Genomic DNA, 15,236 nt, shown 5'->3' on the forward strand with positions numbered 1-15,236 from the left:
GATGGCTCTCCAAACCTATCAGGCGAAGCGCAATTTCAAGCTCACGCCGGAGCCGCGCGGGCGCAAGGGCCGCAGCAGCGGCAACAGTTTCGTCATCCAGAAGCACGACGCCACCAGGCTGCATTATGACTTCCGGCTGGAAATGGATGGGGTGCTGAAGAGCTGGGCGGTGACGAAGGGGCCGAGCCTCAATCCGGAGGACAAGCGGCTGGCCGTGCATGTCGAAGACCACCCGCTGTCCTATGGCGATTTCGAAGGCATCATCCCGAAGGGACAATATGGCGGCGGCACCGTCATCGTCTGGGATCGCGGGACCTGGACGCCGCTCGGCGATGTGCACAAGGCCTATCGCAAAGGCCATCTGGAATTCGAACTCGACGGCGAGAAGCTGAAGGGACGCTGGCACCTCGTGCGCATGCACGGCCGGCCGGAGGAGAAGCGCGAGAACTGGCTGCTGATCAAGGGGGATGACGCCGAGGCGCGCCATGACGGCGGCGACATTCTCGAGGAACGGCCGGAATCGGCCAAAACAGGCCGGCAGCTCGAAGAGGTGGCGGAAAATCCCGATGCGACCTGGAACTCCAAATCCGGAAACGGCAAGGCGGTTGCCGTCAAGAAGCCGGCGCAAAAGGCGAAGCCGTCAGTACCCCGAGAACGCAAATGGCCCAAGGGTGCGCACAAAAGCGCCATGCCCGATTTCATCGAACCGGCGCTTGCCAAGCTGAAACCGAAGCCGCCGGCGGGCGATCGCTGGATCCACGAGATCAAGTTTGACGGCTATCGGCTGCAGGCCAGGATCGAGAACGGCAAGGTCAGCATGCTGACCCGCAGCGGCCTCGACTGGACGGCGAAATTCGGCAGGGAGGTGCTTCAGGCCTTTGCCGCCCTGCCGGTGCGCTCGGCAGTGATCGATGGCGAGATCGTCGTCGAGCGCGATACCGGCGCCTCGGATTTCTCAGCGCTCCAGCGCGATCTGAGCGAGGGCCGCAACGATCGCTTCGTCTTCTATGCCTTCGACCTTCTCCATCTCGACGGCCACAGCCTGCTTGGTGTGACGCTCATCGATCGCAAGCAGCTGCTCGAAAGCCTGCTGCCCGGTGATAACGGCAAGCTGCGGTACAGCGCGCATTTCAACGAAAGCGGCGAGCTGGTGCTCGACCATGCCTGCCGGCTCAGCCTCGAAGGCGTGATCTCAAAGCACAGCGACAGCACATACACGTCGGGACGCAAGGGCGATTGGATCAAATCGAAATGCTCGCACCGGCAGGAATTCGTCATCGGCGGCTATGTACCGTCGACATCGATGAAGGATGCGATCGGCTCGCTGGCAATGGGCTATTACCAGGGTGACGAGCTCAAGCATGTCGGCCGCGTCGGTACCGGATATACGGTGGCAACCGCGCAGATGCTGTACGAGAAACTGTCACGGATGAGGCAGAACGAGAGCGCCTTCGACAACAAGCTCACCGCCGAGGAGCGGCGCGGGCTGATCTATGTCAAGCCGCAGCTGGTCGGCGAAGTCGAGTTCCGCGCCTGGTCGGCCGACGGCAATTTGCGCCATGCCGCCTTTCGCGGCCTGCGTGAAGACAAGCCCGCCAAGGATGTGACCCGCGAGACGGAAAAGACCGCGGCCCGTCCCCTGCCGAAATCGGCGGTGGCGCTCACCCATCCCGACCGCATCTACTGGCCGGACGAGGGTGTTACCAAGGAGGGACTGGCGGATTATTATGCCCAGGTCTGGCGCTTCATGGCGCCTTATGTCGTCAACCGCCCCTTGGCGCTGTTGCGCCTGCCGGACGGGATCAATGGCCGGCAGCGGTTTTTCCAGAAACACGCCTGGAAGGGCATGAACCCGCATATCGAGCAGATCATCGATCCGAAGGACAAGCAGGGCGAGAAGCTGCTGCGGATCACCGATTTCGATGGCGTCGTGGCGCTGGTGCAGTCGGCGGTCCTTGAAATCCACCCGTGGGGCGCGACGACCGACAATTGGGAAAAACCCGACATGATCACCATGGACCTCGATCCGGGCGAGGAGGTGGCGTGGGAGAATGTGATAGCCGCGGCTTACGAATTGAAGGCGCGGCTGGAAGCCGAAGGTCTCGCCGCCTTCGTCAAGACCTCAGGCGGCAAGGGGCTGCATGTGGTGACGCCGCTGACGCCGAAAGCCGGCTGGGTGCAGGTCAAGGCTTTTGCCAAATGGCTGGCCGACAGCATGTCGGCCGACGATCCCGACCGTTATCTGGCGACGGCGACGAAGGCCAAACGCAAGGGGAGGATCTTCATCGATTATTTGCGCAACGGCCGCGGCAATACGGCGGTTGCGGCCTATTCGACGCGGGCAAGACCGGGCGCGGCGGTCTCGATGCCGCTGGAATGGAGCGAGCTGACCGCCGACATCGGGCCGGCCTATTTTACCGTTGACAATACGCCGACGCGGCTCGACGCCCTGCCCAGAGATCCCTGGGATGGATTTTTCGCGGCGGCGAAACCGCTGGAAAAGAGGAAACGATAGCAATTACCGCGGCTTCCCGCCGCCTTCCGCCAGGCTCTTCTTCAGCGCGTCCATGATGTTGATGACGTTGCCGGTCGATTTCACCGGCGGCGGTTTTTTGGCGGGGGCGGCCTGCTTCAAGCTCTTCTGCTTGCCGCGGATCATCGACTTCAGGCGTTTCTGGATCGGGTCCTGCACCATGGTCGGGCTCCAATCCTTGGTCTCTTCCTTCACCAGCTGCTTCATCAGCGTCAAAAGCTTGCTGTCGATCTTTGCCTTGTCGTCGATCTCGGCCAAGGGTTCGCGCACCTCGTCGCCATAACGCAGGGTCCAGAGAATGATGCCCTTGCCTTGCGGCTCCAGCAGCACGGCGCGCTCGCGGCGATAAAGCACCAGACGGGCAATGCCGACGACATCGTTCGCCTTCATCGCCTCGCGGATGACGCAGAAGGCTTCGACGCCGACCTTGTCCTCGGGCGCCAGGAAATGCGGCTTGTCGTACCAGATCCAGTCGATCGAGCCGCGCGGCACGAAACTGTCGATATCGATGGTGCGGGTGCTTTCCAGCCCGACCTCCTCGATCTCCTCGTCTTCGAGGAGAACATAGTCGTCCTCGCCGCGCGGATAGCCCTTTACCTGGTCCCTGTCGGCCACCGGCTTGTGGGTCACGCTGTCGACATAGCGGCTTTCGACACGGTTCTTCGTCTGGCGATTGAGGACGTGGAACCGCACCTTGTTGCTCTCGGTCGTCGCCGGCGTCAGCGAAACGGAAGCGGTGACGAGCGAGAGCTTGAGATAACCTTTCCAGAATGTCTGGCGTGCCATGGCTGTCCCGTCTCCCGATACGGTGGGGCATGGCAATCAACGGCAAAGCCGGCCTTTGGTTCCGGGCCGGGCGTGATCGGCGGCGGTGGGGCGCTCAGATCGTGAGATACCGCTTCTGCCAGGGGAGCATTTTCTCCTGCCATGCGCGCGGCGTGAATTCGTCATAGGCGGTCTCGGCGATCGCCAGCATCCAGTTGCGACCCTTGCGGGCGAGCAGCACGCAGGACAATTCCATGCCGGGCTCGACGGCAATGGAAGGCCGGTTGGCGCCTGGGATATCCACGCCCTTGTCACGCCACTGGATCACGATTTCATCGGGCTCGGATGTCCATTCACCCGAGGCGACGGAGGCTTTTCCATCGGCATTGAAGCGAAGCGGCGGCGGCGTAACGTTCAGGAAGCTGCCGTCATTGTGATAATTGCCATCAATCTGACCGGCGGTGGCTTCGCCCGTTCCTTTCAAGAGGACGTCCTGCCGGCACCGCATGAATATGTTGCGCCGGAGGCTGCCCGACCACGGACGATTGGCGAAGAAGGCGACGTCGCATGCGCTGATGACGTTGTCGTGGATATCGATGTCCTTGCGGAATGCCCGCTCCTGGTCGGAAAAGCCGCTCAGGCTGATGCCGCGATTGTTGTTCTCGATCCAGTTGTCATAGAGGTGATGGCCGGCACGATCGACCTTGTCGCCGATGCCGTAGCCGAAGGAATAGTCGTTCATCCTGCCGTCACGCATGATGTTGCTGCGCACCACGGCATCGTCGCCGATCGACGAAAAGGAGAAATTCTTGCCGCCGATGAAGTTGTATTCGACGCGGTATCTCCGGGTTTTATCACAGACCAGCGCGCCCTTGTTCGACGCGCTTGTCGGCGACTGCAGGAAGAGGTTGCCGCGGATCACGATATCGGAGCTGATATTGTCGTCGCTGTTTTGATAGGCGAACTGGCAGCAGTCGGCGCCGTCGCCCGGTGCGGCGCCCATGCGGTTGTTTTCCAGAAGCACGTTCGACGTCTTCGTCAGATAGATGCCGTCGCCCCTGACATTTTCCGTTGCGCAGCGCCTGACGACGAGGTTCTTGCCGTTGTGAAACTTGAAGCCGCGCGGCGAGTTCTTGACGACGACGTCTTCGACCACCGTATCGGAAAACACCTGATAGGCGACGCCGATATCCTCGGCACCGTCGATGACCTGCGCCCGCGTGGAGACGCCATGAGATTTCTTTCGCAGGATTGCGGGCATCGGATCTCCATCGGCGCGATTACCTGGGCACTGCGCTTCTTCTCAGAGGCGCAAGGATGCGGTAGCGCATTGAGCTGCTGCATGGCTTATCCTTAAATCAATTCCGATTTAAGAAACACGCAGTCGCGCCGAATTAATGCAGGGCATGTGGCAGGAGTTTGACGGCCTGCTTCACTTCGCAGGCCGTCATGCGATCTCAAGAGCATGACGCCGAAAAATGTGAGCGGTTTTCGGATGACATCATGCTCTAACTCTTTAATTTAGAACAGGATTCAGATTTTAGGCCGACCGGGCCTAAAATCATCCTGTTCTAAGGCCAAAGTCTTCCAATCGGTCACCGGGTCTCGAGTATCCGCATCAGCCGGCCGCGATAGCTATCAAGGATAACCGCAAGCACGATGACGGCGCCGATGACGATCGGCTTGATGTTGTCGTCGGCGCCGAGCAGCTGCAGCCCCGTCGACAGCACCTGCAGAATGCAGGCGCCGACCAGCGTTCCGACGATCGAACCCTTGCCGCCCGAGAGGCTGGTTCCGCCGATGATGACCGCGGCGATCGCATTCAGTTCATAACCGATGCCGGCAACCGGGCTGCCGACGTTGAGGCGCAGCAGATAGACCATGGCGGCAATGCCGGCGGTGAGGCCGGAGATGGTGAACACCGCGATCTTGTAGCGTTTCGGCTCGTGTCCCGACAGCCGCACGGCCTCTTCATTGGTGCCGATCGCGAAGACGAAGCGCCCGAAGACCGTGTAACGTAAGACGAACCAGCCGACGAGGACGACGACGATCGCAATCAGAAAGATCGACGGGAAGATGCCCCAGAAGATCAGATTGCCGAAATCGACGAAGGGCTGCGGCAGGCCGGTGATGGTGGAGTTGTCGCTGACGACGCGTGCCAGGCCGCTTGCCACATTCAACATGCCGAGCGTGACGATGAAGGACGGAAGCTTCCACTTTTCACAGACCCAACCGTTGATGGCGCCAAGGATCGCGCCGGTGCCCATCGAGGCGAGCGAGGCCAGCACGATCGCCTGCCAGGGGGAGAGCCTGGGGTCGATCATGATCGTCGCGCCGATGACGGTGCAAAGAGCGAGCAGCGAACCGACCGAAAGATCGATGCCGCCGACCAGGATGACGTAGGTCATGCCCGAGGCGAGCACGGTGTTGATGGCGATCTGCACGAAGATCTTCAGGAAATTCTCCGGCGTGGCGAAATAGGGCGCTGTCGCCGAGAAGAATATGAGGATCAGGACGAGGGCGATGGCAACGCCTGCCTCCTTCATCGAGATCCGAATGAGCTTGTCCCAGAAGCCCGTCTCTTTCGCTTCGATCTTGGTTTCAATGTTGCCGGACACGACTGTACTCCTTGTAAGCGAGTGAGAGGATCCTGCTCTCTTCGAATTGATCCCGCGCTATTTCGCCGGCGATCTTGCCGTCCGACAGGACGATGATGCGATGGCAGATGCCGATGAGCTCCGGCAGATCCGAGGAGACGACCAGAACGCCCTTTCCTTCGGCGGCGAACTTCCACAGAAGTTCATAGATTTCCGCCTTGGCGCCGACGTCGATGCCGCGGGTCGGCTCATCGAAAATCAGCACCTTGGGACCGCGGAACAGCCATTTGGCAATCACGACCTTTTGCTGATTGCCGCCCGAAAACGTCCTGACCATCTGATGGATCGACGGGGTTTTTATGCGCAGCTCGCGCACGAGGCGCTGCGTGTGCTCGTTCTCCGCCCTTCGGCTGATCAGCCCCTTGCGGGAGATCTTGCCGAGATCGGTCACCGTGGCGTTTTCCGCGCAGCTCATGTCGAGCATCAGGCCCTGCAGCTTGCGGTCTTCCGTCGCCAGGCACAGGCCGGCGGCAACCGCGTCTTTGGGCGAATTGATCGCAACCGGCTCGCCGTCAACGCGAATTTCGCCGCCGGCTTTGGCGTCGGCGCCGAATATGGCGCGCACCGCTTCCGTCCGGCCGCTGCCGACAAGGCCCGCAATGCCGACGATTTCTCCCTTGGCGACGGAAAACGACAGTTCCGGGCTGTTGCGCGTGACCTTCAGGGCGGAGACGCCAAGCGCTTCGCCGAACACGGCGCTGTCGCTGCGAAAGACGCCATGATCCGAAAGCGTTCGTCCGACCATCAGCTCGACGATGTCGGGGATCGCCAATCCGGACAGCGGTCGGGTGATGACATGCTGGCCGTCGCGCAGCACCGTGACATCGTCTCCGACTTCGAAAATCTCCTCGAGCCTGTGGGATATGTAAAGCGTCGTGACGCCGCGCGCTTTCAGCCGCTTCAGAATTTCGAACAGCCGGTCGACTTCCTTGGAGGTCAGGGTCGCGGTCGGCTCGTCGAGCACGAGCAGCTTGCTTTCGTAGCAGAGCGCCTTGGCAATCTCGAGCAGCTGCAGTTGCGCGACGCTGAGGCGGCTGGCGAGCGTCGTCGGCGCCACATCGAGGCCGACTTCCGCCAAAAGTTCCGCCGCCCGCCTGTTCATCTGCCTGTAATCCACCAGGCCGTATCGGCGCGGGAGATGTTCGAAAAGCAGATTTTCGGCGACGGTGAGATTGGAAAGGGGATGGAGCTCCTGGTGGATGACGCGGATGCCGGCCTTGAAGGCCTCCAGCGGTGAGCCCGGATGATAGGGCTTGCCGTCAAACGATATGTGGCCGTCATCCGGCTTGAAGACGCCGCCCAGCAGGTTGATCAGGGTCGATTTACCCGCGCCGTTCTCGCCGAGCAGGATGTGGCCCTTGCCGCGGCCGATCCGCATGGAAACATTCCTGAGCGCGACGACGCCCGGGAAGCGTTTGCCGATCCCATCCAGCTTCAAGATGTAGTCGTCTGCTGCGTCTGACACGTCCACCTCGTGCATGATCTGTTTGAAATTCGAGATGGCCACCCTCCGCACAAGACGCAAATCGGGTGGCAGCGGTCAGCGCCGGCTTGGCAGCCGACGCTTCCTGTGGCCTTCAATCGGCAACCCGATTATTTGAGGTCGCCGGCAGTGACGAGCTTGATGTCGGTCTTGACCCAGCCGGTGAATTTTTCGCCGGCAAGTTCACGCATGCCATAGTCGATGCCCATGACCGCCATCTGCGCGCCATACTGTTCGACGGTGGCAAGCATCTTGCCATCCTTGATCAGCGGCTGCACCGGCGGGATGTTGTCGAAGCCGACGACCTTGATCTTGCCGGCCTGGCCGGTTGCATCGAGAGCCTTGACGACGCCAAGGGCCATGGAGTCGTTGGCGGCCATCACACCCTGAATATCCTTATACTTCGTCAGGAAATTGGTCATGACGGTGTTGGCTTCTTCCGTCTCCCAATGGGCGGTCTTGCTGTCGAGCAGCTCAAGCTTGCCCGACTTGACGGAGTCCATGAAGCCTTCCTTGCGCTCCTTGGCGTTGTCGGCCTCGGGATTGCCCTCGAGGATGACAACCTTCGCGCCCGGGCCCAGATCCTTGGCCAGCGCGTCGCCGGCAAGCTTGGCGCCTTCCTGATTGTCAGGGCCGAAGAAGGCCAGGTCGATACCGGCCGCCTTCTTGGCATCGGCGTCGAGCGGTACGTCGATGTTGATGACCTTGACGCCGGCCTTTACGGCCTTGGCAAGCGGCGTTGCCATCGCCTTCGAATCGGCCGGGGCAACGACGATGATGTCGTATTTCTGCGTCACGAAGTTTTCGACGGCATCGACCTGGGCGGCGAAATCACGCTCGTCCTTCATGCCGACGGCCTTGAAGTCGAACTTGTCCTTGTTCTCAGCCGCATACTTATCGGCGCCCGCCTTCATCTGCTTGAAGAACTCATTGGACAGAGACTTCATGATCAGGCCGACCTTGGGCTTGTCGGCCGCAAACGCGGGCGACACGCCGCAGGACAGGGCGAGCACCAGGGTGCCGGCAAGTCCAAGCTTCAATGCCGCACGGCGCGGCGCACTCATCAGGACGGAATCACGCTTTGTAGAATGGGACATTTCTCTCCTCCGAACGGTTCCGGGCCTATCCTCACCTGAGTGCCTTCGCGGATGAACCGTTTCCAACATCAATTGGGTAACAATGCTGGAAACGATTGTCAAGGCACCGGAAATCGGAGGGAAGCGGCGAAAATCAGACTGATCCCCGCCCTTTGCAGGCTGCAGCGATGAACCGTTTCCATTGAATGCGACCCATCCCCATGCTATGGAAATGTCATCACGTTTGACGAAGGCGCTGGAGACCATTAGCTGAAAGCTCGTTCGGGCGCCTTCGGGCGTCCCGAAAATGAAGATGAAGGGACATGTTCTTCCATTATGCCAAAGGTCGGAATTCGAGACGTTGCCAAGCTTGCCGGTGTTTCCACCGGAACCGTCTCACGGGTCTTGAATGACCATCCTTCGGTGACGGATGAGCTCAGGGCACGCGTCAGACGCATCATCGACGACCTCGGCTATATGCCCGACCCGTCGGCGCGAAGCATGCGCAGCAAGGTCAGCCGCCTGATCGGCATCGTCATCCCGGATCTGACCAATCCGTTCTTCTCCGAACTCGTACAGTCGGCCGAACAGGCGGCGGCAAGTCATGGCTACAACATCATCGTCATGACGTCGTTTGACGATGCGGCCAAGGAGGCCGACCGCATCGGGCAGCTGACAAGCCGGAAGGTGGACGGGATCATCCTCGTTCCCAGCAATAATTTCCATACGCTCAAGCTGCCGAAGACCCTGCCTATCGTCGTCGTCGACCGCCTGATGCCGGGATATTCCGGCATCGCCTCCGATCACCGCAACGGGGTGCGGCTCGGCGTCGAGCATCTCTTGAAGCTCGGCCATCGCCGCATCGGCTTCATTTCGGGCCCCCGACATTCCGTGCCTGCCAATGATCGCCTCAAGGGTTACCTTGATGCGATGGGCAAGCCCGACGACGACGGAGAAATTCAAGCCTCGCCGCTGATCGCCGAGGCGGCCTTCGACTATGAAAGCGGCAGGTCCGCGGGAAATTATCTGCTGGCGCGGGCGCGCAGCGAACGCCCGACCGCCATCTTTGCAAGCTCGGATCAGCAGGCGATCGGCTGCATGAGAGCGGCGCATGATCTGGGAATTCCGGTACCCGCAGCCCTTTCCATCGTGGGGTTCGACGGCATTCCGCTGTCGAGCATGACGACGCCGCGGCTGACGACCGTCAAACAGCCGATTCAGAAGATCGCCGCAGCGGCGGTCGCGGTTCTGTTGAACAAGCAACCGACGCCCGGCATCGGCCATCCCATCTTGCTCGACTGCGAACTTGCGGAAGGGGAGACGACCGCATCCCCGCAACCCGACTGAACAGGTCGGCTGCCAGGCGCTCTTCCGGCTTTCACCAATCATAGACTCCGCTCGCACAGTCCAGGCCCAAGCCACGGGCTGCGCCTGTCGAAACGCATCCACCTTCCTCTGCCGCGACGCTGATCTGTGACCAAAAGCAAATCCATTTGACGGATATCCTACAAGTGGATATGTCTTAACGATCATCATTGCAGACCAATGGGAATGGCATGTCGCTGAAATCCATGAAGCCCCTCGCCCGCGCGCCTCTTCTCCACGTGTCCGTGCAGGAAAGCCTGCGGGCCTATATCAGCGACAACGGATTGAAGCCCGGCACGATGCTTCCGGCCGAATCCGACCTGGCGAACCAGCTCGGCGTCAGCCGCAATTCCCTGCGTGAGGGCATCAAGGCACTGGAATCCGTGGGTGTGCTGGAATCGCGCCGCGGCATCGGCATCTTCGTCAAAGCCTTCTCATTCGAACCGCTGCTCGACAATCTCGCCTATGGCCTCGGCGGCGCCTTGCGCCAGATCGAGGAAGTGATCGAGATCCGCCGGACCCTGGAAGTCGGCCTGATCGGCAAGACGGTAGAGATGATCGGCGACGACGATATCGCCGAGCTGCGCGCCACGGTGGAGCGCATGCGGATCCATGCCGAGCATGGTCAATCCTTTGCCGACGAAGACCAGCTTTTTCATACCCTGCTGTTCCGCTGCCAGAACAACGAGACCCTTGCCCGGCTGATCGATGTGTTCTGGCTCGCCTTCTACAAGGCCTCCGATTTCGTCAATCTCGACAATGTCGATCCCGTCGCGACCTGGAGGGATCACGCGGCGATCGTCGATGCCATCGAGGCGAAGGACGTCGCGCAAGCGCAGAACCGCCTGGACCGTCATTACGACGGCATCTCCCGGGTGATCGCCGCCAATAAGAAAAGTGCCAATGTGGGAGGAGCACAATGAGAGGACTGTTCAGATTATCATCCGCCATCGCGCTTGCTGCGATGATGGCGACGACCGCCATTCCGGCCTTCACCGGCCCGGCGCAGGCCGCCACGCTGTCGGGCGGCTTCGATGTCGGGCCCGGCGGTTTCCAGGGCAATTTCAACCCGCTCGCCGCGACGGGCGGCTTCACCTGGCTCAGCGTCTATTTCGAGCCGCTGGTGACCTATGACGAAAAGCTCGAGAAAGTCGTCGGCCAGCTCGCCTCGTCCTATGAGGTCAGCCCCGACCAGATGACCTACACGTTCAAGCTCGCCGATGCGAAATGGCATGACGGCAAGCCCTTCACCGCAAAGGATGCCAAGTTCACCATCGAGCTTGCCAAGAACGCCAAGACCGGCTCGGTTCTCGCGGCTCGCCTGAACGCCGTTTCCTCGGCCGAGGCCAAGGACGACAAGACGCTGGTCATCAAACTGTCGGCCCCGTCGGCAAGCCTGATGGACACGCTGACGAAGGTGATGATGCTGCCGGAGCACGCGCTGTCGCAGATCCCGGCGGACCAGCTCGCCAAGAACACATGGTGGTCCACCGCGCCGATCGGCACCGGACCGTTCAAGTTCACCAAATACGTCACCGATCAATATGTCGAACTTGCCGCCAACACCGACTACCGGGGCGGCAAGCCGGCGCTGGAAAAGATCATCAACCGCTATTTCGCCAATCCGGCTGCGGCGATTGCCGCACTGCGCGCCGGCGAGATCCAGTTCACCTATGTCGATTCGAACGACTTGACCGCCTTCAACAACAACAAGGATTTCCGCGTCATCGAAGGCAATTCCTTCGTCGTCAACTATCTCGGCTTCAACCACGACTCGCCGATCTGGAAGGATGTCCGGATCCGTCAGGCGGTGATGTATGCGATCAATCGCGATGCAATCATCCAGAGCCTTTACGGCGGCGCCGCCAAACCGGCAAACTGCGCCTATATCGCCGACCAGGTGGTGCCGAAGGGCATCGAAACCTATGCCTACGATCCGGAAAAGGCCAAGCAGTTGCTGAAGGAAGCCGGCTGGGATCAGATCAACGGCGACAAGCCGATAACGCTTCTGACCTATTACACGACGCCGCTTGCCGCCAATGTCATGGCTGCGGTCCAGGCAATGCTCGCCCAGGTCGGCATCAACGTCACGCCGCGCGCCGTCGACACCCCGACCTATAACAGCATCGTGCTCAACCCGACGCCCGACGTCGCGCAATTCCAGATGGTTTATGCCGGCCTGCAGAACGGCCCTGACCCGGGCAGCATCAATGTCGGCCTCAACGAAAAGCAGATCCCGCCGGCCGGCCCGAACGTCGCCCGCGTGCGCATGCCGGTGCTGACCGCCGCTCTCGACGCAGCGCTTAGCGAGACGGATGCCGCAAAGCGCGAGGCCCGCTACCAGGAGGTCTGCAAGGTGATGAACAAGGAACTGCCCTGGGGTCCGCTCTGGGTGGCGAAACGTTATGGCGTCGCCTCCTCCAAACTGAAGGACTTCGTCTGGACGCCGGCCCCCGGCGGCGGCCCTTACCAGGCGCATCCGGAAAAATGGGCGATCGCCGAATAGGGCGTAATGCATCCTGAAAAGCAAAGGGCGGCCAGGTCGGCGAACCTGTCCGTCCGCACAGGAACGGGTTTTTCATGCTGAGATACAGTCTCCGGCGCCTGCTGATCGGCGTGGGCATGCTGCTTGCCTTGAGCGTGCTGATCTTCGTCATGCTGCGGCTTACCCCCGGCGATCCGATCGACGCCTATATCGATCCCAATGTGCCGATGTCATCGTCGGATCTTGCGGAACTGCGCGTCACACTCGGCCTCGATCAGCCGCTGCCGCTGCAGTATGTCGCCTGGCTGGGGCAAGCGCTGACGGGAAATCTCGGCTATTCGATCAAACGGCCCGACCAGCCGGTGCTCGGTCTCGTGCTCTCGCGTGTCGGGCCGACGGTCCTCTTGATGGGATCGGCGATCGCGATCGCGATCATCGCCGGCATCGCGACCGGCATCGTCAGCGCTGTTCGCCGCAATTCGATCGCCGACCTGTCCTTGTCGGTCTTTGCCGTCACCGGCATTTCCAGTCCGCCCTTTCTGAGCGCCCTGGTCGGCCTCTATCTGTTTTCGGTCTATTTCCGCTGGATGCCCTCCGGCGGCATGCTGACGCCCGGCCGCGAATTTTCCGTCGCCGACCTCCTCCATCACCTCATCCTGCCCGCGACATTGCTGGCCGTGGCGCAGACAGCGCTGATCATGCGCTACATGCGCGCTTCCATGCTCGAGGTCCTGAACCAGGACTATGTGCGCACGGCGCGCGCCAAGGGCGTCTTCGAATTCTGGGTCATTACCAAGCATGCGTTGCGCAATGCGCTGCTTCCCGTCATCACCCTGATCGGCTCGACGATCGGCCTTGCGATCGGCGGCGCGATTTTCATCGAAAGCGTCTTCAACTGGCCCGGCATGGGCCTGCTGATGGTCGATGCGGTGGAAGGCCGCGACTATCCTGTTATCATGGGTTCGACGCTCGTGATCGGCGCCTGCGTCATCGCCGTCAACCTTCTGACCGATCTCGCCTATGCGCTGGTCGATCCGCGGATCAAGGTGGGCTGAGCGATGCCGGCACGAAACCCTGCCCGCAGTCCGGGCCCGATCGCACGCTCCCTGCATCGCTTCCTGCTCAACCGGGCCGCCTTCGCCGGCCTGTGCATGATCACGCTGGTGATCGTGGCGATCCTTTCCTATCCGTTGTGGTGGAGCTTCAAACCCAACGACATCGATCTGCTGGCGATGAATGCGCAGCCGGGACCGAGACACTGGTTCGGCACCGACGGCGTCGGCCGCGACATCTTTGCCCGGGTCATGGATGGCGGCCGGATCTCGCTTTTGGTGGCCCTCACCTCGACCGTCATTTCCGCCGTCATCGGTTTCATGGTCGGCGCGGTCTCGGCGCTTGCGGGCCGCTTTGCGGATGCCGTCACCATGCGTTTCGTCGATCTTGTCATGACGCTGCCGCCGGTCATCTTTCTGCTGGTGCTCGCCTCGATCGCCGGCACCGGCATCTGGCCGACGGTCTTCGTCATCTCGCTGCTCTCCTGGCCGCTGCTGGCGCGCATGGTGCGCGCGCGGCTGCTGGAACTTCGCGAGCGTGACTTCGTGACGGCGGCAAGGGGCATGGGAGCGGGTCTGCCGCACCTGCTCTTCCGTCACGGCCTGCCGAACTCGATCGACATCCTGGTCGTCTTCGCGACGCTGCAGATCGCCAATGCCATCCTGCTCGAGGCCGGCCTTTCCTTCCTCGGACTCGGCATTGCGCCGCCGGCGGCAAGCTGGGGCAACATGCTGAATGCCGCCCGCTCCACTGCCGTGCTCGAACAATATCCCTGGCAGTGGCTGTTTCCCGGCGGCTTTCTGGTGCTTGCCGTCCTTGCAATCAACTTCATTGGCGATGGTCTTCGCGATGCCTTCGACCCTCGCGCCGAATTAAACTGACGATCGAAAGAAAGCGAATATGAGCAAATTCAAGGGTGTCGTTCCCCCCGTCGTAACCCCGCTGAACAAGGATTACACCGTCGATTACCCGTCCTACACGCGGGTGCTGGAAAACCTGATCGAGGCGGGATGCCATGGCCTTTTCGTGCTCGGCTCGACCAGCGAGGTGATCTTCCACGACGAGCAAACCCGGCAGGAGATCATCGAACATTCGGCCAAGGTCATCAACGGCCGCGTGCCGCTGATCGTCGGCGTCATCGATCCGACGACCGACCGGGTCATCAACCATGCCAGGATCGCCAGATCGGCCGGCGCCGACGCGGTGGTCGTCACGGCGCCGTTCTATACGGTGACCAGCCAGGCCGAGACCATCGATCACTTCCGCTATATCCGCGATGCCGTCGACGTGCCGCTGATCGCCTATGACATTCCCGTCTGCGTGCATGTGAAACTGCAGCGCCAGACCAGCGTGACGCTGGCGAAGGAGGGAACCATCATCGGCATCAAGGACTCGAGCGGCGACGACGGCAATTTCCGTTACCTGCTGCTCGATCTTGCCGACAACAAGGACGTCTTCCTGATGACCGGCTCCGAAATCGTCGTCGACACGGCGCTGCAGATGGGCGCCCATGGCGTCGTGCCCGGCATCGCCAATGTCGATCCGCACGGTTACGTCAGGCTCTGGAATGCCGCTCAGCGCGGCGACTGGGTCGCGGCCCGCAAGGAACAGGAGCGGCTCTGCCGGCTCTTCGAAATCGTCTGGGTCGGAGCGAGCCGGGTCAGCGGCGGCGCTGCCGGCATCGGTGCCTTCAAGGCGGCGATGAAGAGCCTCGGCATCATCGATACAGCGCTGATGCCGCGCCCGCGTGCGGCCCTCAACGAGGCCGAAACTGCAAGGATCGACCAAATCCTGCGCGCCACCGGCCTGCTTGCCTGAT

The 15,236-nt window shown here is 61.3% G+C and carries 12 protein-coding genes; 7 read left to right on the forward strand and 5 right to left on the reverse strand.

Translation table 11 applies throughout. The features are described from left to right. The first annotated feature begins 1 nt into the window (after window position 1). A complete protein-coding gene (gene ligD, locus CO655_RS11565; RefSeq protein WP_097664747.1) occupies window positions 2-2,515 on the forward strand; it encodes a DNA ligase D in 2,514 nt (837 codons plus the stop codon). Window positions 2,516-2,518: 3 nt separating this feature from the next. On the opposite strand, the gene CO655_RS11570 is transcribed toward ligD, so the two are convergent. The 5 genes from CO655_RS11570 to CO655_RS11590 all read right to left on the reverse strand — a co-directional run bounded on the left by CO655_RS11570 (window position 2,519) and on the right by CO655_RS11590 (window position 8,535). Then, entirely contained in the window at window positions 2,519-3,319 is an 801-nt protein-coding gene (locus tag CO655_RS11570) for a Ku protein (RefSeq protein ID WP_097664748.1), read from the reverse strand. 94 nt (window positions 3,320-3,413) lie between these two features. Continuing rightward, on the reverse strand, window positions 3,414-4,559 hold the full coding sequence (locus tag CO655_RS11575) for a right-handed parallel beta-helix repeat-containing protein (RefSeq protein ID WP_097664749.1): 1,146 nt from the start codon (window positions 4,557-4,559) through the stop codon (window positions 3,414-3,416). A 334-nt stretch (window positions 4,560-4,893) separates the two neighbouring features. Continuing rightward, window positions 4,894-5,916 (reverse strand): ABC transporter permease, encoded by a 1,023-nt coding sequence (locus CO655_RS11580; protein WP_097605671.1) that lies wholly within the window; start codon window positions 5,914-5,916, stop codon window positions 4,894-4,896. Continuing rightward, window positions 5,900-7,435, reverse strand: a complete 1,536-nt coding sequence (locus CO655_RS11585; protein WP_097664799.1) for a sugar ABC transporter ATP-binding protein — start codon at window positions 7,433-7,435, stop codon at window positions 5,900-5,902. The genes CO655_RS11580 and CO655_RS11585 overlap by 17 nt, the downstream gene beginning before the upstream one ends. Window positions 7,436-7,548: 113 nt before the next feature. Beyond that, a complete protein-coding gene (locus CO655_RS11590) occupies window positions 7,549-8,535 on the reverse strand; it encodes a sugar ABC transporter substrate-binding protein (RefSeq protein WP_097664751.1) in 987 nt (328 codons plus the stop codon). Window positions 8,536-8,850: 315 nt separating this feature from the next. Here CO655_RS11590 and CO655_RS11595 point away from each other — a divergent pair, with 315 nt between their 5' ends. The 6 genes from CO655_RS11595 (at window position 8,851) to CO655_RS11620 (ending at window position 15,235) form a co-directional block, all read left to right on the forward strand. Then, complete coding sequence (locus CO655_RS11595; protein WP_097664752.1) at window positions 8,851-9,861, forward strand: LacI family DNA-binding transcriptional regulator; 1,011 nt, start codon at window positions 8,851-8,853, stop codon at window positions 9,859-9,861. A gap of 209 nt (window positions 9,862-10,070) precedes the next feature. Continuing rightward, on the forward strand, window positions 10,071-10,802 hold the full coding sequence (locus tag CO655_RS11600) for a FadR/GntR family transcriptional regulator (protein ID WP_097664753.1): 732 nt from the start codon (window positions 10,071-10,073) through the stop codon (window positions 10,800-10,802). Then, entirely contained in the window at window positions 10,799-12,385 is a 1,587-nt protein-coding gene (locus CO655_RS11605) for an ABC transporter substrate-binding protein (protein WP_097664754.1), read from the forward strand. The genes CO655_RS11600 and CO655_RS11605 overlap by 4 nt, the downstream gene beginning before the upstream one ends. Before the next feature lie 74 nt (window positions 12,386-12,459). Further along, on the forward strand, window positions 12,460-13,419 hold the full coding sequence (locus CO655_RS11610; protein WP_097605677.1) for an ABC transporter permease: 960 nt from the start codon (window positions 12,460-12,462) through the stop codon (window positions 13,417-13,419). 3 nt (window positions 13,420-13,422) lie between these two features. Continuing rightward, window positions 13,423-14,298 carry an ABC transporter permease gene (locus tag CO655_RS11615; RefSeq protein WP_097605678.1) on the forward strand — a complete coding sequence of 292 codons (876 nt, stop codon included), beginning with the start codon at window positions 13,423-13,425 and terminating at the stop codon, window positions 14,296-14,298. A 19-nt stretch (window positions 14,299-14,317) separates the two neighbouring features. Continuing rightward, on the forward strand, window positions 14,318-15,235 hold the full coding sequence (locus CO655_RS11620) for a dihydrodipicolinate synthase family protein (protein WP_097664755.1): 918 nt from the start codon (window positions 14,318-14,320) through the stop codon (window positions 15,233-15,235). Window position 15,236 lies beyond the last annotated feature (1 nt).

The organism is Rhizobium sp. M1 (assembly GCF_002531805.1).
GTDB classification, from domain to species: Bacteria; Pseudomonadota; Alphaproteobacteria; order Rhizobiales; family Rhizobiaceae; genus Rhizobium; species Rhizobium etli_C.